This is a genomic window from Pseudescherichia sp., assembly GCF_031987975.1.
Taxonomy (GTDB): domain Bacteria; phylum Pseudomonadota; class Gammaproteobacteria; order Enterobacterales; family Enterobacteriaceae; genus Pseudescherichia.
The window spans coordinates 136,705-162,794 of record NZ_DALZYX010000007.1 but is presented as its reverse complement, the minus strand read 5'-3'; the positions used below and the strand labels follow the sequence as shown (position 1 = coordinate 162,794).

Below are 26,090 nucleotides of genomic sequence, written 5' to 3'. Positions count from 1 at the left end.
ACCATTTATACTGCCGGAAAAGCGCCTAGCCGCCCGTTTTCAGACAAAAGCCGGGGGTCGCCTGCTGCTCGATCCAGGCGATCATCTTCCCGGCGATGTCCACCCCGGTAGTTTTCTCAATGCCCTCAAGGCCCGGCGAGGCGTTGACCTCCATCACCAGCGGCCCACGATCGGCACGGAGAATATCCACCCCGGCCACGTCCAGCCCCAGGGTACGTGCCGCCAGCAGGGCCATCTCTCGCTCGCGCAGAGTAATGTTAGCCACCGTCGCCACGCCGCCCCGGTGCAGGTTAGAGCGGAAATCGCCCTCTTTCGCCCGCCGTTCGATGGCGGCAACCACCTCATCCCCTACTACCAGGCAGCGGATATCACACCCCTTCGCCTCTTTAATGTACTCCTGCACCAGGATGTGGGCGTTCAGGCCGCGAAAGGCGTCAATCACGCTCTCCGCCGCCTGCCGCGTCTCCGCCAGCACCACGCCGATGCCCTGGGTACCCTCCACCAATTTGACCACCAGCGGCGCGCCGCCGACCATGTCGATGAGATCGCTGGTGTCATCCGGAGAGTGGGCGATGCCGGTAACCGGCAGATCGATCCCCTGACGCGCCAGCAGCTGGAGTGAGCGTAGCTTGTCTCTGGCGCGGGTAATGGCGACGGATTCGTTAAGGGGGTAGCTGCCGAGCATCTCGAACTGGCGCAGCGCCGCCATACCGTAGAAGGTGATAGCGGAGCCAATGCGCGGGATCACGGCATCAAAGTAAGGGAGCTGACGACCCTTATAGTGGATCGACGAGGCCGCCGGGCTAATGTTCATATAGCAGGAGAGTGGATCGAGGATCTCGACCGTATGGCCCCGCTGCTGCGCCGCTTCACGCAGACGTTTACACGAATAGAGCGTTCCGTCCCGGGACAATATGGCAATTTTCACCCTGCACCTCTCTACAATGACAGTGTCACAGCTGCGCCACTATCATACACCCAGCGAGACGCAGGATGAACGGGATTTATCGCGTCGCCCCGCTTTAGAGAAACATAGCCTTTTGGCATCGAAACGACAGGCAAAACCTTCTTTCTATTACCTGTGGTAATCGGCATGATACCCCTAATCACTATCAGGCTTAACGTTAAGGAGAGAGTATGTTTGCTGTAATCTTTGGACGCCCTGGCTGTCCCTATTGCGTACGCGCAAAAGAGCTGGCAGATAAACTGAGTAACGAGCGTGACGACTTTAGCTATCGCTATGTCGATATTCATGCGGAAGGGATCACCAAAGCCGATCTGGAAAAGACCGTTGGCAAGCCCGTTGAGACCGTGCCGCAGATCTTCCTCGATCAGAAGCATATTGGTGGCTGCACCGATTTTGAAGCCTATGCCAAAGCGCATCTGGGTCTCTTTGCCGAGCAGTAAGCCATTTAGGGGGCGTTAGTCGCGCCCCCGCCTCACCAGCAGGCTGCGAATAAACAGATAGCAGAGCGCACCCAGCGCGCACCAGAATACTGCGCTAAACAGCCACGCCATCTCCTGCCAGACCGAGCGTATCGGCGTCAGGAAGAGCAGCATCAGCACAAAGCAGACCGTTGCCCCCAACATCGCCCCGACCACAGGCAGCACCACGCGACGTTTTGTCGAGACAAAGCTGGCGATTGCGCCGGGAATGATAAAAAAGAGCAGCCCCAGCTCGGGATGGCCGGCAGGCTGGAAGGCCCCTCTCACGTTCAATATATGTGACAGGTAGACCACAATAAAAAGCAGGAAGCAGCAAAAAGCGCCCGCCCAACCACGTTTAGACTTCAAATAATCCTCCTGACATCGCCTCTATCGAACATTTCTTCGCCCCAAAGGAACGTTCGGTTTGATAAAGCAGTGTGGCAATCCTTGCCCAAAAAGCACCCACGCGAATGCACGATTCTTAGCTAGCCGTTGTTTCTTAATACGATTAAACTAACGGCCTGATCTGTTTTGCGGTCATTGTTTTATTTTGCAGTAGCGCGACGTTCAGGTCCGCTGCCGTAAGTAAAACATTAGCGTAAATCATCATTTCTTTCAACAGCTTACTAGTAAACAAGAAGTTAGCCTCCGTGAATATAAACGTCGCAGATTTGTTAAATGGGAATTACATACTGTTATTATTTGTGGTGCTGGCGCTGGGCCTGTGCCTCGGAAAATTACGGTTAGGCTCGGTACAACTCGGTAATTCCATTGGCGTTTTAGTGGTTTCGCTATTATTAGGCCAGCAGCATTTCGCCATTAACACTGACGCCCTGAATCTGGGCTTTATGCTGTTTATTTTTTGCGTGGGCGTGGAAGCCGGACCCAACTTTTTTTCAATTTTCTTTCGCGACGGCAAGAATTACCTGATGCTGGCGCTGGTAATGGTCGGCAGCGCGCTGCTGATTGCGCTGGGGCTGGGCAAGCTGTTTGGCTGGGATATCGGCCTCACCGCCGGGATGCTGGCCGGCTCGATGACCTCTACGCCGGTGCTGGTGGGTGCGGGGGATACGCTACGCCATTTGGGCATGCCCAGCAGTCAGCTCACCACCGCGCTGGATCACCTCAGCCTCGGCTACGCCCTGACCTACCTTATCGGGCTGGTTAGCCTGATCTTCGGCGCGCGCTATATGCCGAAGCTACAGCATCAGGATCTCCAGACCAGCGCCCAGCAGATCGCCCGCGAGCGCGGTCTCGATACCGACGCTAATCGCAAAGTTTATCTTCCGGTGATCCGCGCCTACCGCGTAGGGCCGGAGCTGGTGGCATGGGCCGACGGCAAAAACCTGCGCGAGCTGGGGATCTACCGCCAGACCGGCTGCTACATTGAGCGTATTCGTCGCAACGGCATTCTGGCGACCCCGGACGGCGATGCAGTTTTACAGATGGGAGATGAGATCTCGCTGGTGGGCTACCCTGACGCCCATGCCCGCCTCGACCCCAGCTTCCGTAACGGTAAAGAGGTCTTTGACCGCGACCTGCTCGACATGCGCATCGTTACCGAAGAGATCGTGGTGAAGAACCACAACGTGGTGGGCCGCCGCCTCGCCCAGCTGAAGCTCACCGACCACGGCTGCTTCCTGAACCGCGTGATCCGCAGCCAGATCGAGATGCCTATCGACGACAGCATCGTGCTCAATAAAGGCGACGTGTTGCAGGTGAGCGGCGACGCGCGACGGGTAAAAACCATCGCCGACCGCATCGGCTTCATCTCTATTCACAGCCAGGTGACCGACCTGCTGGCATTTTGTGCCTTCTTTATCGTCGGCCTGATGATCGGCATGATCACCTTCCAGTTCAGCTCGTTTAGCTTTGGCATCGGTAACGCAGCGGGCCTGCTGTTCGCCGGGATCATGCTCGGCTTCCTGCGTGCCAACCACCCTACCTTCGGCTATATCCCTCAGGGGGCGCTGAACATGGTGAAGGAGTTTGGCCTGATGGTCTTTATGGCGGGCGTCGGCCTGAGCGCCGGGAGCGGCATCGGCCACGGTCTTGGCGCGGTGGGCGGACAGATGCTGGTCGCCGGGCTGTTGGTGAGCCTGGTGCCGGTAGTGATCTGCTTCCTGTTCGGCGCCTACGTGCTGCGGATGAACCGCGCCATGCTCTTCGGCGCGATGATGGGGGCACGCACCTGCGCCCCGGCGATGGAGATTATCAGCGACACCGCGCGGAGCAACATTCCCGCGCTCGGCTATGCGGGCACCTACGCCATCGCCAACGTGCTGCTGACCTTAGCCGGGACGCTCATCGTCATCATCTGGCCCGGCCTCGGATAACTCTGAAGAAAGGCGGTTGCGTAAAAATTTTCTGGCATCACGCGAACTTTTTATAGAAGTGCCAGTCATAACTATTGCCACTGCTTTTCTTTGATGTCCCCATTTTGTGGAGCCCATCAACCCCGCCATCTTTGGTTCAAGGTTGATGGGTTTTTTGTTTGTAGGGGTTAGTCACTTTAGAGCTACAGGCTTGCAGCATCTTGTGTGAACTCTGATATGAAAAATTTGCGCTCATTTTTCAACCAACAAATAACATTTGGCCAAGCAACTCTGGCTATCAACATCTTAAAAAATATATGCTTATAATTACTTTTTATCTTTGCGTACCCTCTCCATCCATCGCGAGCAGGCAAATAATATAGGAATACATACAACCAGCATTATTACTGCAAAAGAACGATCGGAGGTCCAGTTTTGAGCATTGCTGTCAGAAAGAATTAAAAGTATTGTAGATGCTATGCCTAGCATTAATGGCTCGACTGCTTCATCAGGGCCATCGGTAATCAACATATATGCCAATTGAATCCCACACGATATTGCTAACGCTGCGGCAACATAAACAAGAGTCTTCATTTCCAAAAAATTAGCGACATAGGCGTGAGAACTTCTTAGCTCATAAAGATTTTGGCTAAAAATACCAACAGATTGAAGGATCTCAAAAAAACCTTTAAGGCATAGAATGAATATTAATCCTAAGAAAATCAACTTCTGCAGTCTAAATTGAAAATGATTTGCAGCCCGACTAATGTTTTCAAGAGTTCCTTCATCTGTGTTTTTTGAGCTTGAAAATATGATAGCCAGCTCTGCACAAGCGTCGCTGAACCCGCCTTTAACCACATAGAAAATTTTTGCCAAGTTTTTAAAACGACGGCAAAACCAAATAATGGCAACAATAGCGAGCATCGTTAACATACCGTGTACATATGCGCTATTAAATATCAAATTAAAAAAACCCTCTCGAGACAAAATGAAACCCCTCATCTAATATAACAGTCCGCCATTGATATTTGACTTATTGATGAATCTTCTGAAGCTGCTCCAGCGATTTTAACAACAACGGCTGGAAAAGTAAGCTTTAATTTATTAACAGCTTTATAGTTGCCTAATTTTTTATGCGCTTCTTGTAGCCAATGGCCGCTAGCTGGTAACGAATTAAATATATCCTTTTTGCCTGGTTATAGCCTGCCCGGCGACGCTTGCGCTTGCCAGGCCTACAAGCTGGCCTCCTTTCCCCTGCAATCCTCGCCAAATCTTGCTACTGTTAAGCGACGCCAAAACCGATAACAAAGATAAACGCTATGACTTCCTCTTCTCGCTCTGCCCTGAACCATCGTCTGTGGGCTTTATTCACCTTCTTCTTTATACCCGGTCTGCTGATGGCCTCCTGGGCTACGCGCACGCCGGCCATTCGCGACATCCTGTCGGTCTCCACCGCTGAGATGGGTGCGGTGCTGTTTGGCCTCTCTATCGGCTCGATGAGCGGCGTTCTCTCCTCCGCGTGGCTGGTCAAACGCTTCGGCACCCGCAACGTCATTCGCGCCAGCATGTCACTGTCGGTCTTCGGGATGATGGTGCTGAGTCTCGCCCTGTGGTTTGCCTCACCGCTGCTGTTTGCCGTTGGGCTAGCGCTGTTTGGCAGCAGCCTGGGGGCAGCCGAAGTGGCGATTAATATCGAAGGCGCGGTGGTAGAGCAGAAGATGAACAAAACCGTGCTGCCGATGATGCACGGCTTCTACAGCCTCGGCACGCTGGTGGGGGCGGGTATCGGCATGACGCTCACCGCCTGGGGGGTAACCGCAACCCTGCACGTGCTGCTGGCGGCGCTGGTAGCCATCGTGCCAATCCTGATTGCGATTACCGCTATCCCTGACGGCACCGGGCGCAATGATGCAGGCGAAGCGCAGCACGAACGCAAAGGTCGTCCCTTCTATCGTGATGCCCAGCTGATGCTGATTGGCGTGGTAGTACTGGCGATGGCCTTTGCCGAAGGCTCCGCCAACGACTGGCTGCCGCTGCTGATGGTCGACGGCCACGGCTTTACCCCAACCTCCGGATCGCTGATCTACACCGGCTTTACCCTCGGCATGACCGTCGGACGCTTTACCGGCGGCTGGTTTATCGACCGCTACAGCCGCGTTACGGTAGTGCGGGCCAGCGCCATTATGGGCGGGCTGGGGATTGCGCTGATTATTTTCGTCGACAGCGCCTGGGTGGCTGGCGTATCGGTGCTGCTGTGGGGTCTGGGCGCGTCTCTTGGCTTCCCGCTGACCATCTCCGCCGCCAGCGACACCGGGCCGGATGCCGCGACCCGCGTAAGCGTGGTGGCGACAACCGGTTATCTGGCATTTCTGGTGGGGCCGCCGCTGCTGGGCTTCCTGGGTGAGCACTACGGGCTGCGCAGCGCCATGATGGTGGTGCTGGCGCTGATGGTGGTTGCGGTCATCGTGGCGCGGGCAGTCGCAAAACCGGGCCAGACTTCTGCTAGCCGTTCAGAGAGCGCCCCACCGACCGGTCCTTAAGGAAGATAACCATCAGTCCCAGCCAGAGCAGGCCGTTTACCAGGTTGAAGAGGCTAAACAGCCCTTCGCCGCCGCTGAGGTAAGCGTGCTTGCTCAGCTCAATGCCGACGGTAAATATCGCCATCTGCAGCATGCCCATGGCGGCGGATACCGTTCCTTTACTGATGTCGCTGGCGAACAGCGTCAGGCGCACCAGTCCGGCGTTGGCGAGGCCAATACCAAACGCGTAAATGCTCAGCCCGGCAGTCATCCACAGGTAAGCGTGAGATGCAACCATCGTCGCCACGGCCGCCACCAGCAGTCCGATAACAATCGGCCAGCCGCCCATGATAATCAGCGATCGCACGCTGCGCCGGGAAGTTAGCCGGGCCAGCACCAGGTTACCCGCAATCAACGCGCCGAAGATCGGCACCTGCAGCAGGCCATACTCATAGCTGCTCATCCCTTCGCCGCTGATAATAATGATCGGCGACTGGGCGATCCACGCCAGCAGCGGCAGGCTGACAAAGCCCGTCGCCAGCGCCCCGGCCACGAAACGGCCATTTTTCAGCACCGCCTTATAGTCCCGGCCCAGCTCCTTCAGGGAGAGCTTCTCCCCGAGACGCGTGGCGGTCTCCGGCATCGCCCGTTGCAGGCCGAAGAAGGCGATGGCCGCCAGCAGTGCGAAGAGAACAAACATCCCCTCCCAGGGCGCAACGTGCACCCAGGCCGCTCCCACCAGCGGACCAAGCAGGGGCGCAATCAGCGCCACGTTCGCCATCAGGGCGGTGATCTTGATGCACACCGCCTCCTCGAATGACTCCTGGATGGCGGCATAACCTACCGCGCCAATAAAGCAGAGGCTCACCCCCTGCAGGAAGCGCAGGATAGTGAACTGCTCAATGTTCTGCGCCAGCAGCGTCGCCAGGCAGGTGACAATAAACCACACCACGCCGGTGAGCATCACCGGACGGCGGCCAATGCGGTCCGACAGCGGCCCGAGCAGCCACTGTAAAAACATCCCCCCGGCCAGATAGGCGGTCATGGAGGTCGGCACCCACTCGATGCCGGCATTGTACTGAGCAACCACCGCCAGCATCCCCGGCTGGATCATGTCGTTGCCGATATAGGTTGAGAACTCATAGAGCACCAGGCAGAGGGGAAACATCAGTGCCTGGCGGCCTAAACGGCCTCTGGAAGATGAACGATTTTGCATGTAGCCTCTTTATCCTTAAGATCGCGCAGAGTGTAGTTAAATCGCCGCGCTGGCGGTAGTAAATTCTCTATGGCAGCGCACGTTTAATACGCTTTAATAGCTTAAGGTTCGTTTAAGGTACGCGCTGCACAATGGAAGCCTTAATTTATGGTCAACAGGAGTGACGACACCCCATGCTGGAAAATCTCAACCACACGCTATTTTACTGGCTGAATGCCACCCCCGACTCGCCATCCTGGCTGATTGCCGCTGCGATATATATCGCTAAAGATTTGATCACCCTGCTGCCTCTGCTGGCGGTGGCGCTGTGGCTATGGGGACCACATGACCAGGTGAGCGCCCAGCGTCAGCTGGTGATCAAAACGGCAATGGCGCTGGCGGTGAGCATGTGTCTCTCCTGGCTGATAGGCCATCTTTTCCCCCACGACAGACCCTTTGCTCAGCAAGCAGGCTATAATTTTTTACACCACTCGGCGAACTACTCTTATCCCAGCGACCACGGCACGGTGGCGTTTACCTTCGCGCTGGCGTTTCTGTTCTGGCATCGGCTCTGGTCTGGCTGCGTGCTGCTGGCCGTGGCGCTGAGCATCGCCTGGTCACGCGTCTATCTCGGCGTCCACTGGCCGCTGGATATGCTGGGCGGATTGCTGATTGCTTTCAGCGGCTGCCTGGCCGCGCAGATGCTCTGGCAGGTTTGCGGGAGGGGGCTGCACCGAACCCTGCATCTCATCTACCGCCGCTGTTTTGCTCTACCTATCCGCAAAGGCTGGGTGCGTGAGTGACTTAACCTGGCCGCGCAGGTAATATTGGATGCCCTGCCGTATGCAGGGCTTTTACTATTACGCCAGGGGACTTATGGAAACGAAACGTGACGAAAGGATCGGCCAGCTATTGCAGGCGCTGAAACGGAGCGACAAACTGCATCTGAAAGAGGCTGCTACCCTCCTTGGCGTATCTGAGATGACCATTCGTCGCGATCTGAACGCCAAAAGCGCACCGGTAGTGCTGCTGGGGGGTTACCTGGTGCTGGAGCCGCGCACCGCCAGTCATTATCTGCTGAGCGATCAGAAAACCCGCCTGGTAGAGGAGAAGCGCCTCGCAGCCCGCCATGCGGCGACCCTGGTGCAGGCCCACCAGATGGTGTTTTTTGACTGCGGCACCACCACACCGTGGATTATCGATGCTATTAGCGACGAGCTGCCCTTCACCGCCATCTGTTATGCCCTGAACACCTTCCTGGCCTTACAGGAGAAACCGCTCTGCCGGACCATTCTCTGCGGCGGCGAGTTTCACGCCAGCAACGGCATCTTCAACCCGCTCAACTTTAAAGAGACGCTTAACAATCTCTGTCCGGATCTCGCCTTCTATTCTGCGGCGGGCGTGCATCCAGAGATGGGGGCGACCTGCTTTAACCTTGAGGAGCTGCCGGTAAAGCGTTGGGCATTGACCCGAGCGCAGTACCACGTGCTGGTGGTCGATCACAGCAAGTTTGGCAAAGTGCGCCCGGCGTGCATGGGCGAACTCAGCCAGTTTGATGCCATCGCCAGCGACGTTCGCCCGGACGATAACCTGTTTGCGCTGGCAAAAGCGCAGCGCATCGCCCTGCTCTACTGATACGGTCTATGAGAACCAGCTGCCGAACCACTCATGGAACTTCATCAGCACGAAGTCCCACATCCGGCTCAGGAATCCGCCCTCTTCCACCGCTTCCATAACAATCAGTGGACGCTGCTCGATGGATTTACCGTTAAGCTGGAAGTCGATAGCGCCTACCACCTGGCCCTTCTTCAGCGGTGCGGTAAGCTGCGGGTCATTTAATTTCCAGGTCGCCTTCAGGTTTTTCAGCTGCCCTTTAGGAATAGTGATCGAGCCGGCTTCGCCTGCGCCGAGCTTCGCCTCGCTGCTGTCGCCAAACCAGACGCGGGTGGTGGCGAAGGTGGCATCGGGCTTGATAGGGGTAACGGTTTCGAAGAAGCGGAAGCCCCAGGTCAGCAGCTTCTCTGACTCGTTGAAGCGGATACGATCGGTTTTACTCCCGAGCACCACCGAGATAAGCCGCATATCACCCTGCGTGGCCGAGGCCACCAGATTGTAGCCCGCCCCTTCGGTGGTGCCGGTCTTCATCCCGTCGACGTTGAGATTCGTGCTCCACAGCAGGCGGTTACGGTTCGGCTGACGGATCTTGTTGAAGGTAAACTCTTTCTCTTTGTGGATGGCGTACTCTTCCGGCACGTCGTGGATCAGCGCCTTGCCCAGCAGGGCCATGTCGCGGGCGGTGCTGAACTGTCCCGGCGCATCGAGGCCGTGCACCGTTTTAAAAGTGGTGTTGGTCAGCCCCAGCCGCTGGGCATAGTTATTCATCAGGCCGACAAAGGCATCCTGGCTTCCCGCCACGTAGTCAGCAATGGCGATGCTGGCATCGTTCCCCGACTGGATGATCACCCCTTTATTCAGGTCCGCCACTGAGACCTGATCCCCAGGCTTGAGGAACATCAGCGACGAGCCGCGCAGCGCCGGGTTGCCGGTAGCCCAGGCATCTTTACCCACGGTAACCATATCGGTGAGATGAATTTTTCCTGCCTTCAGCGCCTGACCGGTGACGTAGCTGGTCATCAGCTTGGTGAGGCTGGCTGGATCCAGCTTTTCATCGGCGTTGCCTTCCGCCAGCACTTTACCGCTGGCATAGTCCATCAGGATCCACGCCCGGGCATCAACCGCAGGTGCAGCGGGGGCCGCGACCTGCTCGGCGGCAAAGAGAGAGGGAGAAAAAAGAACCACAAGCGCCGAGGCCGTAGCCAGGCCGCGAAGGGACAGAGAGAAATGCGTCATAAAGGCCACCCGAGTATCCATTCTAAAAAACCGCGTTAGCTCACCGCTACGCGCTAAACGGTGAGTAGTAACGTACAAAAGCGGTGAAGAAAACCGCCTGCTGGTAAAGTTTTTTAAAGTTTACGCAATATCACATCCCCACGCTGCTGTGAGCGGGATTTTTTTGTTTGTCGTTGCCTGAATGTTAACTTTATCCCACTATGTCAGCCATATGGTGCTGATGACAGCGCCCGGTTGCTGACGGAAAGAAGGAGTTTTTATGATCACGCTGTGGGGCAGAAACAACTCGACCAACGTAAAAAAAGTCTTATGGACCCTTGAAGAGCTGGAGCTGCCGTATACGCAAATTCTGGCCGGGCTGGAGCATGGCCTGAACCATAGCCCGGAGTATCTGGCGCTGAATCCCAACGGGCTGGTGCCGCTGTTCCGCGACGATGAGACCGACAGCGTGCTATGGGAGTCAAATACCATTGTGCGCTTCCTGGCAGCACAGTATGGTCAGGGTCGCCTGTGGATCGAGCCGCCTGCCGCCCGTGCCCAGGCTGAAAAGTGGATGGACTGGGCCAACGGCACGCTCTCCCCCGCTCACCGGGTGCTATTGATGAACCTGGTCAGAACGCCGGTAGAAAAACGCGATCCGGCGGTGATTGAGGCGGGCATTGCCGCCTGCGAGCCGCTGTTTGAGATTCTGGATAACGCGCTGGCAAAAACGCCGTGGCTCTCCGGAGAGGAGTTTGGCCTCGGGGATATCGCCGTGGCGCCCTTCGTCTATAACCTGTGGAATGTTGGCCTGACGTGGACGCCGCGTCCGCACCTGCAACGCTGGTACGACGCCCTGAGCGAGCGCCCTGCCTACCGTAAAATTGTGATGATCCCGGTGACCTAATTTCCCGTCGGGCTAACCTTTAACAGCTCGCCGTCGGACTCGTCGGTGAGCACATAGAGGTAGCCGTCGGGACCAACCCGCACGTCGCGGATGCGCTGGTTGCGATCCCCCAGGATACGCCCATCTTCGGTAACTTTATCTCCGTTCACGCTCATCACAATCACGTCCTTGTCCTTCAGCGCGCCAATGAACAGCTTGTGCTGCCACTGCGGGAAGGTTGATGCGTTATAGAACGCCATCCCGCTCACCGCCGGGGAGTCTTTCCAGTAGAAAGCAGGCTGCTCGGTGCCGGCCACAATCTCTCCCTTGGCCTCCGGGATCTTCATCCCGCTATAGTTGATGCCCCAGGTTGCCAGCGGCCAGCCGTAGTTTTTGCCTTTCTGTGGGATGTTAATCTCATCTCCGCCACGCGGCCCGTGCTCGTTTAACCACAGAGTATCGGTCCAGGGATTCATCGCCATCCCCTGCGGGTTACGGATGCCGTAAGACCAGATCTCCTTGCGGGCGCTGGCGTTGTTAGCGAAGGGGTTATCATTTGGTACCGCACCCTCATCGGTGAGGCGCACCAGCTTGCCCTGGAGCTTATCGAGATCCTGGGCTGTAGAGCGCTGATTGTTCTCCCCCAGGGCAATATAGAGGTAGCCTTTGCCATCAAAGACCAGCCGCCCACCGAAGTGGTTGCCGGTGGAGAGCTTAGGCGTCTGGCGAAAGACGACCTTAAAGGCCTCCAGGCGGGTGAGATCGTCGCTTAACCGCCCGTAGCCCACCGCCGTTCCGGCCTTGCCGTCGCTGCCCGCTTCGGCGTAGCTCAGCCACACCCGGCGCGACTGAGCAAAGTCCGGGGCCAGCACCACGTCAAACAGTCCGCCCTGCCCGTTAGCCCATACTTTCGGCACGCCGGAAAGAGGATCGGACAGTCCGCTCCCCGCCTGCCAGTGGCGCAGCTGGCCGCCGCGCAGGGTAATGAGCATGCCTTTATTGTCAGGCAGGAATGCCAGCGACCACGGGCGATCGAGTTTGCTTTGCAGCACATCGACCTTTACCGGCGCGGGCGCGGCAAAAACCGAGGCGGACAGAAACAGCGCGGGGATAAAAATCAGGGCGTTGCGGTGCATGGGGCACTCCTTTAAGGGTCTCTGGCATAAAGCGTAGCCAGCGGAACGTTGCGTGCGCCCATTTTTACAAAAGCTTAAGCAGAAGGGGGAGTTGCCTCCCCCGGGGATTCAGGCTTCCACAACCAGCGGTTCATGCTCGTTGAGGTTCTGAATGCATATGTTAAGGGTTTTGAGACAGCGGTCGAGCGTCTCTACGTTCACAGCAATGTAGTTTGGGCAGTCATGGTGGCCGCTCATCATACATATACCCGCAGAGGAGAGTGCCCCCTCTGCCCGGCACAGCATTTCACGTTCTTTCGCATCCGGGACGGCATAAGCATGCCGCTCGAGATCGCGTATTAGTGTTGATAGTTCAAAAAAGCTGTCACGCAGATAGTTGCTTTCGCTGACCGACATGTAACCCTTCGCCTTTCTGAGCTGGACATACGCCGCAAGATCGATACTGGCGTTAGCAAGTTTTCTCAGCAGACTTCGTCTCAGTCTGTCAACGGTCATACATGATCCTCCCCTTGTCGGCCTAATCGCAGATCAAGCATAAGATCATTTTTTGTTCAAAATTATGCGCTGGGTCAATAATTATCCAGAGTTTAACAATTTTTACAGTGTGACAACGTAAACAAAATTTAACCCGTTGAGTTAGCAGTAGAGAGTCGTTGAAAACCCGTGTAAAATCGCCCGGTTTTTTCTTCTGTTTACTTTGTGAGCGTATGAGCATACAACAACCGCGTATTGGTTTTGTCTCCCTGGGCTGCCCAAACAATCAAGATCTATATTCAGCTCACAAAATAAACAAATGAGTTAAGTGCATGAATCTAGGGTAAAAATAATGAAAAACCTATGTATAACTTTAATTGCATTGACCTTATCAGGCTGTGCATTGGTTCAGTACAATGATGGTAAAACAGTAAGCATTCAATCTGATGGCTGGTATGGTCTCGATAGCTTGCAGAAAACTGCAAATGCAGCTTGTCAGCAGTACGGAAAATCTAAAGCGACTTATACCCATAGTGCTAACGCCAATCCGCGTTTACCTGCTGGGACTGGGGTACAGAATACTATTTGGGAATGTGAGTAAACACCGTTAATTATCATAGGAGGAAATAATGAGCCTTATAGATTTCAGTTTTTCTGGTTTATCAAAGCCTGGGGAAAAATTAGTCGGAAAGGTTTGTGATGCGGTTGGAATCCTTTATGAGCCTACCAGAATTAGAAGAAAGGCTAAGGCTGAAGCTGATGCCAAGCGAACAGAGTTAGTTTCGAAATTGCAACTGGAAGGTATTGAAAAAAGAGCTGCCGAACGTTTTTTGAAACGTGAAACTAAACGGCAAGAGAATATTGAAAGCATTACAATTCAGGCGGCACAAAATCTTAACGATGAAGATAGCGTAAGCGACATTGATGAGGACTGGATCGAAGCTTTCTTTAAAGAATGTGAAGATGTAACTGATGAGCAGATGCAAACATTATGGGCAAGAATCCTTTCTGAAGAGGCAAAATCTAATGGTTCTTTCAGTAGAAGAACTCTTAGACTATTATCTACTTTAAGTAGAGAAGAAGCTGAACTCATTACTTATTTTGGAAAATTTGTATGGCAAGCAATTTATCTTACACCTATCCTAGTAGAAGATGCAGATGGAAATATTGAGGGTATTAACTTTGCACAACTAGCAGCATTGGATTCTATGGGGATAATTCAGCAGAGCATGGGTTATAGTTTAACTTACAATGCAAAAGCATCCCGCATGGATTATTATAATATAGTAATGCGTGTTGAATTTAAAAGCGAAGATAGCAAGGATTGGAGAATAAGAACCGGGACAGCCTTGTTGACACCAGTTGGACGTGAAATTATAGCAATATGTGGCTCAACTCCAGACTATGAATATTTAGATAAGTACTTAAAAAAAATCAATACAAAAGAAAGTCCGGTAAGCATAACGATTACAGAAATAAAATAAACATATACGATACTCGAGAGGTAATGTGTTTCAATAAAAATTCATTCTGTACCATCCCGTGTTGCATTATATTAGACATAAAAAAGTGCAGGTGATTACACCTGCACAATCTTAACTACCACCCAGCAACAAAATCAGTACTTGAAAAATCTGCCCCAGCGGTAGACTGAATATTACGATGCCGAAATAGTCCAGTACTGGCACAATTACGTAATTCCATGCGATGATAAACGCCAGCACGTAACCTAAACATTGACGCCAAGTAAATCCCTGTCGTGTTTCTTCAAGAGTAATCTGGTTTTGTTCATGATTAGTCTGAGCTGTTGATTCACTTTTGCTTTGCTCTTTTTTCTGGAAAAAGCCAAAACCAGTTTTGATTAGATCTAAAATTATACTTATCATTCGATAATTCCTACTGCATATACCCAGAAGTTTCTTCCCTTGACAAATAATTGCTTACTGTCAATGACAAAAACATCTAGATTCTGTCCCTGCATCGACCATGTTAGTACTGAACCGTTTTCGAATATCTGGGGTTTCTCAAAACCAACATTCATAAAGGTGGTTATTTCATGGTCACTGTTTTTTATTGCCTTCTGGAACTTTTTACCCAGAAAGCACTTTTGAATTGGCAGACTATTAGCTACGGGAGTAATCCCCGCCAGGGTAATCTCTTCCGTCAAATCGCCATAATGTTCATCAAAATTCATATTATCCCTTTTTAAAAATAAAAGTTCCCTTAATACCACTAAGAATCATACGAGCACCCTTTTCGGCTTCGCCGTAGAAGTCATAGATTAACTTACGCTTCTTCCTTTCTCGTACTGCAATAATCCGCTTCTCTTTCTTCTTCTGAGTTGTATCGATGAGGCGAACCTTACCATTTTTACCCTTAGCAATTTTATATCGTCCTGTCTGTAAGTTCTTTTGCAGTCCTGAAATATTCCCCTGCTTTGTTAAACGAGCTTTACTGGTAGGGACAAACTTATCAATTGCCTTCTCTTTTACGAGAATGTCATATAAGTACTTGGCCTGTACGTTTTTAACGAGAATGGTAGTACGGACACCCGTACCCGTCTTTTTGTACATGAAGAGGATCGAACGTTGCGTAAAGGGGACACCGCCTTTATCGACGGCATTATTCATATCTTTCTGCATTTTCATTGCTAACGCTTTAGACCGGTTAATTATTTCATTCTGGAAGTTCTTACCGAACTCCCTGCCTTTTTGCTTCAAATAGGCCGTTGCGTTAGAAATGCCATTTACTGTAGCCATATATTTACCTCAACCACGTTCGAACTTCTTGCATAATATTATAAATTTTGAGGCGTTCAGTACTGCCAGGTAGTTTACACTTGTGCATTACTGCATAGTTCAGGCAAAGAGGATGAAGCCCCTCACAGGCGATGAGTGATAACTCTGCAAGAAGCGTTTCATTCATACTGGGAAATGCCCACAGAATGATACGTTCATAAATTGCCCCCTCATCAATAAGTCGATTTACTAACGAGCTTGAACTTGAATATTCCCGCCAGCCATTTTCAACGGATGTGGGTTTAATCTTACTCGCATCCTTCACCCTTTTGTAAATCTGCTTGCTCCCATAGTACACCTGCCCTGATTCGGGGAACCGGAACATGTAGATAAACCCGGCGTAATTGTTCCCGGCTATATCATTCTCTTCCCACTCACCCGCATATTTCCATGCGTTCATAAATACCTCACACATTAATTTATATGGTATTTATGAAATGAATTTAAATGAGAGATTAAAAGCCTATGAGGGCACCCTACAGTATCAGCAGATGAAGAAATACTATCGCAACGGTAAATTCTATCCCTATCCTGATTCACTGGGAAAAATGACTATCGGTTATGGACACCTGATTATGCCCGGTGAAAATTTCAGCAGTGGCCTTACCGAAGCACAAGCTGATGCATTGCTTGACAAGGATATTGCAAAGGCGATTGTTCAAGTTCAAACGCTGGGTTTAAACGTACCGGATGACTGGCAGGCATTTCTTGTTATCATGACGTTTCAGTTAGGATTAGCGGGAGTACGTAAATTTCGCAAGATGATTGACGCCTTGCGAGTGGGGAATTATCCAGAAGCGATACGGCAGGCCAAAGATTCTTTGTGGTACAGGCAGACACCAAACCGCGTCAATGCAATGGTAGCAGAGTTAAAAAACAAATAAGGGGCATTACGCCCCTTTATTGTTTTCTAAAATTGTTAAAATTCGTTCAACCTTGAGATTCATTTGATTGATCTGAGCTTCTAAAGATTTTAAAGTCTTCTTCATTTCGTCCTGCTCTGCCTCTAAACGAGAAATATTACTTTCCGTTAGGAGTACTTTAGTCTCAATTTTAGTGATTCGTTCAAGTACAGTACTGTTATCTCCAGACTTATCACGATAGATTGTCCAGAAAAATCCCAGTACTGAAACCGTCAGAGCAATAATGCTGCCAATTTCCATATACACACCTTTTTATTATTTTTATCAAGTATTTAGTACCCCGTGAAGTATGCGAGGGCAATTCGGATTCCATTGCCGCCCATTGCTGTGCGGTATGGCTTCTGGAACCGGTTCAGGTACTGCAACTGAAACTGAGTGCTAGTGACTCGACGTATCATGAGTCCCGAATAACCACCCTGAGAACCGTCACTGGAGACGTTACCAGGACACTGGCTGATGCAAATCCACGGATCGGCAAATGCCGTGTTGAGTGTAATTGCCGTTGCCAAATCATGTGTTGCAGGTACGGTGAAAAAATCCATGATACGCGGCATTGTCCCGGCACTGGCTGCACTGAACGTTAATTGCCCTCCCGGATCAAACACGTCCAGATAGCCACTCTGGAGGGGCGTAGTATTGTTACTCAGCATGAAACGCCCCGTCCCTGCCTGATAGAGTGACGCCCCCGGAAAACAGTAGCTGCCGTTTACCTGTGGCTGAAACCATCGTAACCCCTCTGCGGGAAAAAAATCGGATGTGAGAAATCCCAGTACAGAACCATCCCCCAGACTGCTATTAAAACGGTAGAACCCAGTATCCAGTAATCCCCCCATCGCCTTGACACTGCTCATCACAATTGATTTCCCCCAACCACTATCAATAGTCAGAGCACCTGCCGAATTATAAACCTCGAAACCTGACATGGCCCCCCCTTAAAAATCATATTTGTATACGTCAAAAATTAGCGTTGTTGCATATGGTGCATATGGTAATAAGTACTGCACCGTGAAAGCGTTATCCCCCGGAATACAATAGTACTCATTCCAGTATAAATTAGTTCGCATTACTGCTAACCAGCCATTAGGACGCATACCCTGTACACCTACAGACCAGGCATTAGCACCCGGTCCGACATTCAGAGTGACAGTACTGACATAACGCATATTATAATCGCCAACGTCAACTATCAGCCTTCCGTACTGATCCCAGCATTGTATTCCCTGCATAAAATCACCATAGTCCCATACGTACACGCAATGTGCCGTTATTGTCATATATGACGATTTGACTGTTACTAATTACCATGCGACCCGTACCACCATTGCCATTTATCAGTAATGTTCCGTCCTTGCCCATATACCAACCAGACTGGTTATAGACATAGTTATTACTGGCAATGTAGTTACCAATTTTGGCGTTACTGATGCTTCCATCCTGTACATGAAGTTCATTTACTGAACCATATGCCAGCTTAAGAGAAGTGATTGCTGCATCGGCAATGTACCCAGTCCCAATACTTGCGGCCTGAATCATTGATGTCTTGATGTAGGTAGTACCGTTAACCACTGCAAATGGTGCAGTCCCGCCAGCTACGGCACTGTCACTTCCATTGACAATGAACTTATCGGCGGCAAAGTAGATCGCACTGTTATAGCTCGTACTCTGACTGGCTACTAAACGCATCCCCGCTACTGTACCGTTGGCATTCACTGAGAGTGTGTAATTACTGTCTACCGTACTTGCCGTGGCCTTAGTGCTCATCTGCTGGTTTACAGTACCGATCTGCCCGTTCACGTCCGTACGTAGCTGGGCTACTGCATTGGCCTGTGCAGAATTGTTATTCGTCACTGTTTGCTCAAGTGATGAGATAGATGATCTGTTCCCGGAAGCCGTACTCTCAACTGTGGAGAGACGTTGACTGAGGCTGTCATTCACATTGGTGATCTGAGTAGTCAATGTCCTTTCACTGGCAGTAATTTTATCACTCGTGCGGGACTCTGCCTGGGACACTACAGTACTGGTATTGTTATTGGCTATCGTGACGGCACTATTCAGCGTTTCCGTAAGTCGATCACTGAGATCGAGAATACTATTGATTTCCGCTGCATCCTCTTCCGTATATACGTACTTGCTATTGAGATTGATTACTTGTTCAGCAGAGTACTGAATATTATCCTGACCAAATACATCATAGAGTCCAAGTTTTACCCTGTATTCACCATCAGTACATGATAATGAATCATGGGAATAAGCTTTTAGTGACTCCAGCCGCGTACTAATCCCATTCGAGATTAACAGTACCGCACCCTCATAATCCCTTTCTGCTGAGGGAGTCCATGAGACGAACAAATTACCGAAACCACCCGTAAAATTTACGCCCTGCACTAATCCACATTGTTTATTCTCTACAGTAATTTTAACTTCCTGTGAATATGTACCGCTATTAAAACCCTGGGCAATAATACCAATGGTAGGTTTTCGGATTCGTGAATCGTTCAGAGCTAATGTGTAGTTAAAGCTGTTTTCCTGAGTATAGAACGTCTTGACTAAGGCACTGCCATTATAGATATTAATTACGTAGTACTTGAAATAGTCCGAGAATGGACGCCCACCAATTACGAGATTCTTCTGGTTATCCCACGTAATATTGAAATCACTCGAATCAGTCTCATAATCCCCTACAGTATGGTTAGCTAGCTGGACACCCGTAATACTAGGTAGTGCAAAGTTGTATGTAGGCACTAAACCATTAAGAGTTGACTTCGTGCTCTTACGCCCAATATTTGAATACGCCTCTACAGCAAAATCATATTTCTCCGTGTCAGACAGTCCAAATAATTCATAATCAGTTTTTTGGATATTTGTACTGCCAGCATACGTCCAGTTTGTTGCAGTACTGAGTTTATAATAAATGTAATAACCTCTGAGGTACGGATCAGTACTGGCATCCCAGGCCAGCTCTACGATAGAGCCACTTGCAACGTTGCCCTTACGAGATGCACGTAGATTAGTGGGCGGAATTACTGTTAGTGCTGACAGGTCAAGTACACCACCCGGCGACCACACACCCGGATCTACTCCATCATACATGGCATCGGGAGCTTCAACGCACGTAATGGTGCAGTACCCGATGCTTTCCTGATTAGTTTCAATATCCTTTGACAGTACCTTGAATTTACCATTCACGGCCAGCTCATCAATTTTGACGTCAATCGAATCCCATACTTTCAAATCCCACCCTTCACTGGTTGTGAACGTAAGAGTACTTAACGCGTATTTAGCCTTGAGAACATCAACGTTTACCATACGTGATAACGTATCCTGGTCGTAACACCACGTGTAATCCCGGCTGATTGGGATTGTCTGGCGGTCAGTTTTAATTAACTCGTCCTGACTCAGTTCCGATGGGATTCGTAATACGTCCGTGGCATACATTGAGGCGGGATTAGTGTACTTCGCATCGACGATATTAAAATAGTCAGTACTTCCCGATGTAGTTAATTGCACCTGTCCAAAGATATTATGTTCATCAAATGAAGCAACAGAGAGTGTTTTACGGTCCGTTGTCATGCAAATCTTGCCTGCATTAACATATATGATAATTCCCGCTACCTGACAGATATTATCAATGTTTTCCTTGAAAGAACTCTGATAGGAAATAGCCCCATTGGCGTAATACTCCATCTGATTACAGTATGCTGCCGTTTCAATAAACGTATCAATATTGATTAATGACGGCTCAATATTCATGCCATAGATATTATTCGTCAGATAATCATAGATAATTGAAGGCGGGCTGGAAGTTGCTAATTTATTCCCGGTGACTAAATCTAAAATTTCCTGGCCTTTCATCTCTGCTGTTAGCGTGAACTGGTCATTGACCAGCAGGCTGTTTTCCATTGAGTCCTGAGTTTTTTTAATAACAACGGATACAGTGACAAGTCCCTTACCGAGAAATTTATCAGTCCATTTCGGACCTGCATATTCTTTTGCCAGAGTTTTTGTATCGGTATAATCACCACCGAAACGCACCTCTAATTGCAATATATCCTGATATTTGCTTGCAATATTCGCACGGGGAACTACTCCATCAGCAGTGACGGGTACTGCAAGTACTGGCTCCTGATCGATGTAAAGTTGTTCGATATGCTTTGCTACGCCCGTATAACAGATTGCCTGTTCACTAAACAGATATTGAGAGTCACCATTGAGTACGTTTACCCAGGGGACAATTGAACCCGTATAGATGAAACTACCCCCGCTAACGCCGTTCTTGTGTGGGTATTGACCACCGTATAGTACTGGCAAGCCCGTAGTGGCTGAGGTACTTCGGCTGGCAGTATCGGCCACGTCCCCATATCCCTGTACTCCAATCTGACTGAGCATAGAAGATGCCACTAAACTAACTGCCCCGGCTGCGGCACCCCAGCCAATTGCTGCCAGTACTGTACCTCCGGTGAAATAGACTGCGGCAGCCACGATGACTGCACTTACAATAGCACCGAAAATGCCCCCTTTAGTTATTTTCCCCATTACTCTGTTTCCTTACTCTGTAATACTTTCCATTTTTGGGCTTTGCCTGAAGTACAAATCCATTGTGCTCTTCATTCACACCCAGTACTCGACCACTAACAACCACTGCCATAATTAATTCATTATCCGGGTCTAGCCAGATATCGCCGTCAATAGTATGTGTAACCTCATCACAGTACTGTTCAACTACTTCTCCAGTATGGTTCCAGCCCTGCTTATTCAGACCCTTGATACCCTGCTTAACGGTCTTATATTGACGATTCGCTAAGGTAGTTGTCCCATTAATCAAGTCGATAAGTCTCAGTACAATAATATTGCAATCGTTATCGCCATACTTATAAGGGTTATCGAGAGCGTACTGAATTATTTCCATAATCTTGTTATGCATCATTTATACCTCCATGTCTGGGATTGATTGATTTGTCCGAGTAGGCTGAAATACTCGTCGCTTGGGAAATAAGATTGATAAACTGCGTTCGCTGCGATTAATGCTGCCTGGCGGTCGAGCTTTTTGTAGACGCTATTAACATGAATTTCCATATCATTAGTTTTCTGGTTAGGATCAACTGAAGCAGTAACGTAATCGATAAAACCCGTAAACATTCTTACTGAATATAATGGTTTACTGTCATATGGATTGAGGATTACCAGTGTGACATTCATTTGGGCGTCTTTGAATTTCCCACCGAAAGCAAGTGCCCGTACTGAAGGATTGACATTACTTACCTTGAAACTGATTGCATCATTATTGATTCCTTTTGCCTCGCTAAACGAGGGCAAAGAACCGCTAATAATATCGGGGAAGCTGGTATACAGATTACCGTTTAACTCAATATCTACGAGTGAATCTGTCCAGTGAAAACCACTTTCACCGCGAGGCATAACATCAAAAAAAGTGACATGAACACCCAAGCTCATGACTTCCATGATTGTTAATTTTGTCTTTGCAGTACCGCGAACGAGCTGCCAGTACTTAAGCAGTGAACTATTTGTTAAAATACCATCATCCATTATGTAATATTCTCCGTAGCCTTCAATGTAATACTCATGAGCTTTCCGACTGTCATCGAATAATCATTATCTGGGTCCAGTACTGCTTCAATCATTAGATTGTTATAAGTTATCAACTCGTAAGGCTGAACGGTATTTTGCAATGCCGGGAAAATCGTCAGGGACGTATCAGTACGGTCCACAATTCGATAAATTTTCTTATGGTTTGAAAACTGAATGAGTTCACCCACTGCCATTGCATTACTGTTTGTAGTAATTAATTTCGTACCTTTCGACGAAGATCCCTGGGAAGTTAATGCACCCACCATCCCACCACGATAGGTACTGATATGCCCCATTGAGAGTGTGAATGGTTTTCCCTGACTATATTCAGCAAGAAAAGCGTTTACTTCGCCAATGTGCTCTACGTTGAAATTTAATTGAAATTGAATCTGATAGTACTGAATGCCCGAACTACGCATAATTCGCTGACCTGTCCATGACTGATTTGAATAGACTGGCTCAACGCTTTTGTACTGAAAGTTATTAACCTTCACGTTATTTGAAAATGTCGCCATATAAAATCCTTTTTATTTTATATAGATATTTATAAGAATAGAGGCCGTAGCCTCTATCTTAAGTGTTCCTTTTCGTAGCTTGTCTTACCGCTTGCAATACACTATTTTGATGTTTTTTCAACATCTGTTGGTACTTAGCGTCATCATCTACAGTGCTACCCTGTATAATTAGATTTGCATTTACAATAATGTCACCAGTACTGCTACCGCCGTTCTTTTCCTGATTATCCAGGAATTTAGTGAGCTTTTTATTTGATTCAGGTTGAACTACACGCTCACCCGCTTTGAGTACAAAGGATTTATTATCCAGGTGAGAAGGGAGTTCATCTATACCACCGTGGAATTGTCCTGATGAAGCTCCCTTTGCAGTACTGATAATAGACATCCCCAGTGAGGCAACCTGTGCATATGCTGCAAGGGAGGCCGGGAATGGAGTTGCAAGAGCCTGGGCCAGTGCTGACTGAATGGACAGTACTGTTTGTGCAATAGTAATTCCGCGACTTGCCATGTATGCGGCCTTTGCAGCACCGCTACTCTTCCCGAATACATCCGTCATACCCTGGGCCAGTGAATCAGCAGCAGTACCAAAGATACTTAGCTGTGCCTGGGCGTTCTGATTAGTAATCGTGATTGCCTGTGCATTATATTTCGCCGTGATCTCCTGTTTCCGCTTCTCATAGTCCTCGTGACCTTTCAGTAGCAAATCATTCTGCTGTAGCTCCAGATTCATCGCTTCCTGGTTCTGTTTTAGTTCCTGCTGAGTATTATCATAGGCGAATGGGTTATCACCATTGATCCGCTGGTTCTGTTGATCTGCAAGGAAGCCAGTCTGTTTCTGGTTCAGGCCACCGCTTGAAATCAGCGTATTGGTGTCTTTCAGTCCCTGATTAGGATCGGTATAGCCAATCATGGAGTTAACGAGGTTAGTACGCTGGAAGTTTGCAGACTGGTTCGCACTGTCAATGTACTTAGCTAACTTATCAGCCGGGAGGCCGAGAGTCTTTGCACTATCCTGGATAGTTTTTATTAGAGCTGCCTGTTGCCTCTCGAAAGACTTCAGGCGGAGATCGCCAGCGTTCTCTCCAATCTGGCTGAGTGCTGCCTCCAGATTACGCTGAGCCTGTAGGCGTTTAGCATCCGCCGCCTTCTGGGCTGCTGCCGCTTTGTTACGTTCGGCTTCCAGCTTCTTAGCAGCGTCTTCGGCATCCTTTTTCTTGTCCCGCCAGCCGTCTTGAGGGGCTGTCGCTACTGCAATGTCATTCTTAAACGTATTAACGAGGGCAGAAAGGTTTTCTTTCTGTTTTGCGAAATCATTAGATTTGCCATTGTCCATGCTCCCTGTATGTAGAGCGGCTCCCTGATAGTTTAGGGCACCTGCCAGCCGTAATTGCTGCCATATATCCAGCATGTCTTTGAGCGAACCCGTGGATTTTTTGATTCGTTCGTTCAGATCCTCAAATAGTCCTGCCTCATGGGGTTTCTGACTTGATGCGTCATAGACCTTATTCATTACCTCAACTAATGGGTTGAGGCCATTCGCAATTGTACCTTTAACATTCCCGGTAAGTCTTGACAGGTTTTTATCAAATTCCGCATAGCTCTGTGCCGCCTCATTGCTCACGGCGGCGTTCTGGCTCTGCACATAATTCATTGCCTCAGTTTCGCTCTTAAACTGTTGCAAGATACTGATCATGTGAGATGAGTCTGAGGCAAGTGTTTCCATGACGTTCACTATCTCAGCCTGAGATTTACCAGCATCACGCATAGCATAGAAGGTATGAATAACTGCTTTCATACCACCATCTGACTGCTTCAGATATTTGTTATAATCCTGAAGGTTTAATCCATATTCTTTCAAATCATCTGCAACACCACCGCCAGCCCTGAAACTATCCCCGAGCTTATCAAGGGTATCTTTATTAAAATCCCCGAATTTATCGATCTGTAGTCCCAGACCCGCAAAAGCACTACTGAGCTGTTGTAACTGAACTACCGATAATCCAGTACTGCGACTGATCTCATTCATCTCACTGACATATTCACGTGATGAATTGATGAGCAGGGCTAATCCTCCAGCACCAACCGCTGCTGCCCCAGCGATACTCGTGAATGAGGTTGCAAGACTTCCAGCCAGGCCGGAGAAGTGCCCCGCGATTTCCTGTACTGCCCCGCCCGCATTGCTGCCGAAATCATTTATTGATGCCTCTCCACGCTGTAACGCCCGCTGCAATCCTGAGATATCGGCATCAATATTAAATTCAATTCTGTTATTATTTGCCATTTTTATTCCTTAACGCCAGCTTCTTAATTTCATTCTTCATGTAATCAAGATCATTGGCCTGTTTTTCCTTTTTCTTTTTATCTCGCAATTCGCTTCGCTCTTTCGTGGTCATGTTTTCACCGAGAATATCCAGAAAATCAAAGTCAGATACCTTAATTTTTTTGCGTGCTTCACTGGTAATGTTTGGATTATTCATTACCGTGTTATAACACTGGTGTGCATGAAATAGCATGTCAATGCCAGTACCGGAAGGTTCTATATAGGCGTCATAGACCATAAGCATATTGAGCACTTCACTATCTAAGTTAAAGTACTCGTCTGGCGACAACCCTCGCTTATTCACCATCTTGCAGAAATGCAATAAATGGTTATCGCCCCTTATTTTTTTTCGATTTCGTCTACTACGTCAGAAGTTTTATAAAGATTCATAATAGCAATATAGATAGTATCAAGATGGCTGCTGTCCAGAATGCTAAGGTTGATTCGTCCCTCAATATCTTCAGTACTGAAGATTGGATCATTATTTTCGTCTTTGACACATACGATTAGAGTACTGTCACGATCAACGCACTTTGCAATATCCATTGACATTGGGCGGTGAATGTAAAGAGTTTCGCCTTCAATTTCAAATTTGTGAAGTTGAGGTTGTAGCTTTTTTTTGAGATTTTCTAAATTCATTTTATCATTCCATTGAAAAAGGGAGAACATCATTGTCCTCCCTGTATTTATTTTTTTATTCTTCGAGCAGACCGCTTTGAATCTCTGCACCGTCAACCGTCAGTTTGAAATTCTTTGTGATGACAGTATCTTTATCACCTTCCAGCGTGGTACTTGACACCAGACACTGATAAACCACATAGAAACCATTGGTACGAGTGGAGTCTTCAAAGTAACTCAAACGGATCTGGCAGCGTTTTTGATCATCAGCCAGTTGTTCTAGTTTTTTATGAACAGCGTTATCAGGAAGGTAATTCACCTTCAGTTCCAGATCTGGAATTGATTTAGTACCCAGCAGTTTACGTGAGTAGCTGGAATTGAAAGTTGTTACCTCAATTACGGTAGATTCGAAACCACTGGTTACGAAACTCGCTACTTCGGGGACTTCTGCAAAATCTGTTGCGAGTGTGCCGCCGCCAGCCGAACCAACTTCAACGCGGAGGTTAGCACCAGAAAAAATATCCATTGCCATTTTATATATCCTTATA

At 49.3% G+C, this 26,090-nt stretch carries 30 protein-coding genes; 9 read left to right on the top strand and 21 right to left on the bottom strand.

Features of this window, described 5'->3' with window-relative positions; all coding sequences use genetic code 11:
- Positions 1-25: 25 nt before the first annotated feature.
- A complete protein-coding gene (gene rimK, locus RTN40_RS14185; protein WP_312229023.1) occupies positions 26-928 on the bottom strand; it encodes a 30S ribosomal protein S6--L-glutamate ligase in 903 nt (300 codons plus the stop codon).
- Between the two features lie 209 nt (positions 929-1,137).
- Between rimK and RTN40_RS14180 the strand changes: the two genes are divergently transcribed.
- Positions 1,138-1,407 (top strand): GrxA family glutaredoxin, encoded by a 270-nt coding sequence (locus RTN40_RS14180; protein ID WP_312229022.1) that lies wholly within the window; start codon positions 1,138-1,140, stop codon positions 1,405-1,407.
- Between the two features lie 15 nt (positions 1,408-1,422).
- Here the strand turns inward: RTN40_RS14180 and RTN40_RS14175 are convergent, their stop codons facing one another.
- Positions 1,423-1,794: an inner membrane protein YbjM gene (locus RTN40_RS14175; protein ID WP_312229021.1), complete on the bottom strand. Its 372-nt coding sequence runs from the start codon at positions 1,792-1,794 to the stop codon at positions 1,423-1,425.
- A gap of 284 nt (positions 1,795-2,078) precedes the next feature.
- On the opposite strand from RTN40_RS14175, the gene RTN40_RS14170 reads away from it, so the two are divergent.
- The gene (locus tag RTN40_RS14170; RefSeq protein WP_312210331.1) at positions 2,079-3,764 is read left to right on the top strand and encodes an aspartate:alanine antiporter; all 1,686 of its coding nucleotides are present in this window, start codon (positions 2,079-2,081) and stop codon (positions 3,762-3,764) included.
- Between the two features lie 306 nt (positions 3,765-4,070).
- Here RTN40_RS14170 and RTN40_RS14165 read toward each other — a convergent pair whose 3' ends face one another.
- The gene (locus RTN40_RS14165; RefSeq protein WP_312229020.1) at positions 4,071-4,667 is read right to left on the bottom strand and encodes a hypothetical protein; all 597 of its coding nucleotides are present in this window, start codon (positions 4,665-4,667) and stop codon (positions 4,071-4,073) included.
- A 395-nt stretch (positions 4,668-5,062) separates the two neighbouring features.
- On the opposite strand from RTN40_RS14165, the gene RTN40_RS14160 reads away from it, so the two are divergent.
- Positions 5,063-6,283 carry an MFS transporter gene (locus RTN40_RS14160; protein ID WP_312229019.1) on the top strand — a complete coding sequence of 407 codons (1,221 nt, stop codon included), beginning with the start codon at positions 5,063-5,065 and terminating at the stop codon, positions 6,281-6,283.
- On the opposite strand, the gene RTN40_RS14155 is transcribed toward RTN40_RS14160, so the two are convergent.
- Positions 6,246-7,478, bottom strand: coding sequence for an MFS transporter (locus RTN40_RS14155; protein WP_312229018.1), 1,233 nt, complete (start codon positions 7,476-7,478; stop codon positions 6,246-6,248). The two genes, RTN40_RS14160 and RTN40_RS14155, sit on opposite strands and share 38 nt — an antisense overlap.
- Positions 7,479-7,651: 173 nt before the next feature.
- Between RTN40_RS14155 and ybjG the strand changes: the two genes are divergently transcribed.
- The gene (gene ybjG / locus RTN40_RS14150) at positions 7,652-8,260 is read left to right on the top strand and encodes an undecaprenyl-diphosphate phosphatase (protein WP_312229017.1); all 609 of its coding nucleotides are present in this window, start codon (positions 7,652-7,654) and stop codon (positions 8,258-8,260) included.
- A gap of 73 nt (positions 8,261-8,333) precedes the next feature.
- Positions 8,334-9,092, top strand: a complete 759-nt coding sequence (gene deoR, locus RTN40_RS14145) for a DNA-binding transcriptional repressor DeoR (protein WP_312229016.1) — start codon at positions 8,334-8,336, stop codon at positions 9,090-9,092.
- 6 nt (positions 9,093-9,098) lie between these two features.
- On the opposite strand, the gene dacC is transcribed toward deoR, so the two are convergent.
- Positions 9,099-10,307, bottom strand: a complete 1,209-nt coding sequence (dacC, locus tag RTN40_RS14140) for a serine-type D-Ala-D-Ala carboxypeptidase (protein ID WP_312229015.1) — start codon at positions 10,305-10,307, stop codon at positions 9,099-9,101.
- Positions 10,308-10,566: 259 nt separating this feature from the next.
- Here dacC and RTN40_RS14135 point away from each other — a divergent pair, with 259 nt between their 5' ends.
- Positions 10,567-11,193, top strand: coding sequence for a glutathione S-transferase family protein (locus RTN40_RS14135; RefSeq protein ID WP_312229014.1), 627 nt, complete (start codon positions 10,567-10,569; stop codon positions 11,191-11,193).
- On the opposite strand, the gene RTN40_RS14130 is transcribed toward RTN40_RS14135, so the two are convergent.
- Together RTN40_RS14130 and RTN40_RS14125 are read right to left on the bottom strand one after the other, a co-directional pair.
- Complete coding sequence (locus tag RTN40_RS14130) at positions 11,190-12,308, bottom strand: PQQ-dependent sugar dehydrogenase (RefSeq protein WP_312229013.1); 1,119 nt, start codon at positions 12,306-12,308, stop codon at positions 11,190-11,192. The genes RTN40_RS14135 and RTN40_RS14130 overlap by 4 nt on opposite strands.
- A gap of 108 nt (positions 12,309-12,416) precedes the next feature.
- Positions 12,417-12,803, bottom strand: a complete 387-nt coding sequence (locus RTN40_RS14125) for a biofilm formation regulator BssR (protein WP_312229012.1) — start codon at positions 12,801-12,803, stop codon at positions 12,417-12,419.
- Between the two features lie 331 nt (positions 12,804-13,134).
- On the opposite strand from RTN40_RS14125, the gene RTN40_RS14120 reads away from it, so the two are divergent.
- Both RTN40_RS14120 and RTN40_RS14115 read left to right on the top strand, forming a co-directional pair.
- Entirely contained in the window at positions 13,135-13,383 is a 249-nt protein-coding gene (locus tag RTN40_RS14120) for a hypothetical protein (RefSeq protein WP_312229011.1), read from the top strand.
- Between the two features lie 28 nt (positions 13,384-13,411).
- The gene (locus RTN40_RS14115) at positions 13,412-14,266 is read left to right on the top strand and encodes a DUF2806 domain-containing protein (protein WP_312229010.1); all 855 of its coding nucleotides are present in this window, start codon (positions 13,412-13,414) and stop codon (positions 14,264-14,266) included.
- 111 nt (positions 14,267-14,377) lie between these two features.
- Here RTN40_RS14115 and RTN40_RS14110 read toward each other — a convergent pair whose 3' ends face one another.
- Genes RTN40_RS14110 through RTN40_RS14095 form a run of 4 tightly spaced genes read right to left on the bottom strand, consistent with a single transcriptional unit; the run spans position 14,378 to position 15,980 of the window.
- Complete coding sequence (locus RTN40_RS14110) at positions 14,378-14,668, bottom strand: hypothetical protein (protein WP_312229009.1); 291 nt, start codon at positions 14,666-14,668, stop codon at positions 14,378-14,380.
- On the bottom strand, positions 14,665-14,976 hold the full coding sequence (locus tag RTN40_RS14105; protein ID WP_312229008.1) for a hypothetical protein: 312 nt from the start codon (positions 14,974-14,976) through the stop codon (positions 14,665-14,667). Before RTN40_RS14105 ends, RTN40_RS14110 begins: the two co-directional genes overlap by 4 nt.
- 1 nt (position 14,977) lies before the next feature.
- The gene (locus RTN40_RS14100) at positions 14,978-15,541 is read right to left on the bottom strand and encodes a hypothetical protein (RefSeq protein WP_312229007.1); all 564 of its coding nucleotides are present in this window, start codon (positions 15,539-15,541) and stop codon (positions 14,978-14,980) included.
- A gap of 4 nt (positions 15,542-15,545) precedes the next feature.
- Entirely contained in the window at positions 15,546-15,980 is a 435-nt protein-coding gene (locus RTN40_RS14095) for a hypothetical protein (protein ID WP_312229006.1), read from the bottom strand.
- A gap of 37 nt (positions 15,981-16,017) precedes the next feature.
- Here RTN40_RS14095 and RTN40_RS14090 point away from each other — a divergent pair, with 37 nt between their 5' ends.
- The gene (locus tag RTN40_RS14090; protein WP_312229005.1) at positions 16,018-16,464 is read left to right on the top strand and encodes a glycoside hydrolase family protein; all 447 of its coding nucleotides are present in this window, start codon (positions 16,018-16,020) and stop codon (positions 16,462-16,464) included.
- Between the two features lie 6 nt (positions 16,465-16,470).
- On the opposite strand, the gene RTN40_RS14085 is transcribed toward RTN40_RS14090, so the two are convergent.
- The 10 genes from RTN40_RS14085 to RTN40_RS14040 form a co-directional block, all read right to left on the bottom strand.
- A complete protein-coding gene (locus RTN40_RS14085) occupies positions 16,471-16,743 on the bottom strand; it encodes a hypothetical protein (RefSeq protein WP_312229004.1) in 273 nt (90 codons plus the stop codon).
- 32 nt (positions 16,744-16,775) lie between these two features.
- A complete protein-coding gene (locus RTN40_RS14080) occupies positions 16,776-17,426 on the bottom strand; it encodes a hypothetical protein (protein WP_312229003.1) in 651 nt (216 codons plus the stop codon).
- A gap of 307 nt (positions 17,427-17,733) precedes the next feature.
- Entirely contained in the window at positions 17,734-21,036 is a 3,303-nt protein-coding gene (locus RTN40_RS14075) for a fibronectin type III domain-containing protein (protein WP_312229002.1), read from the bottom strand.
- Positions 21,020-21,427: a DUF6950 family protein gene (locus tag RTN40_RS14070; RefSeq protein WP_312229001.1), complete on the bottom strand. Its 408-nt coding sequence runs from the start codon at positions 21,425-21,427 to the stop codon at positions 21,020-21,022. The genes RTN40_RS14075 and RTN40_RS14070 overlap by 17 nt, the downstream gene beginning before the upstream one ends.
- A complete protein-coding gene (locus RTN40_RS14065; protein WP_312229000.1) occupies positions 21,424-22,047 on the bottom strand; it encodes a DUF2163 domain-containing protein in 624 nt (207 codons plus the stop codon). Before RTN40_RS14065 ends, RTN40_RS14070 begins: the two co-directional genes overlap by 4 nt.
- The gene (locus RTN40_RS14060) at positions 22,047-22,604 is read right to left on the bottom strand and encodes a hypothetical protein (RefSeq protein ID WP_312228999.1); all 558 of its coding nucleotides are present in this window, start codon (positions 22,602-22,604) and stop codon (positions 22,047-22,049) included. The genes RTN40_RS14065 and RTN40_RS14060 overlap by 1 nt, the downstream gene beginning before the upstream one ends.
- A gap of 58 nt (positions 22,605-22,662) precedes the next feature.
- The gene (locus tag RTN40_RS14055) at positions 22,663-24,885 is read right to left on the bottom strand and encodes a hypothetical protein (protein ID WP_312228998.1); all 2,223 of its coding nucleotides are present in this window, start codon (positions 24,883-24,885) and stop codon (positions 22,663-22,665) included.
- A complete protein-coding gene (locus RTN40_RS14050; protein ID WP_312228997.1) occupies positions 24,875-25,168 on the bottom strand; it encodes a hypothetical protein in 294 nt (97 codons plus the stop codon). Before RTN40_RS14050 ends, RTN40_RS14055 begins: the two co-directional genes overlap by 11 nt.
- Before the next feature lie 95 nt (positions 25,169-25,263).
- Positions 25,264-25,596 carry a hypothetical protein gene (locus RTN40_RS14045; RefSeq protein ID WP_312228996.1) on the bottom strand — a complete coding sequence of 111 codons (333 nt, stop codon included), beginning with the start codon at positions 25,594-25,596 and terminating at the stop codon, positions 25,264-25,266.
- Positions 25,597-25,618: 22 nt separating this feature from the next.
- A complete protein-coding gene (locus tag RTN40_RS14040; RefSeq protein ID WP_312228995.1) occupies positions 25,619-26,074 on the bottom strand; it encodes a phage tail tube protein in 456 nt (151 codons plus the stop codon).
- Positions 26,075-26,090 lie beyond the last annotated feature (16 nt).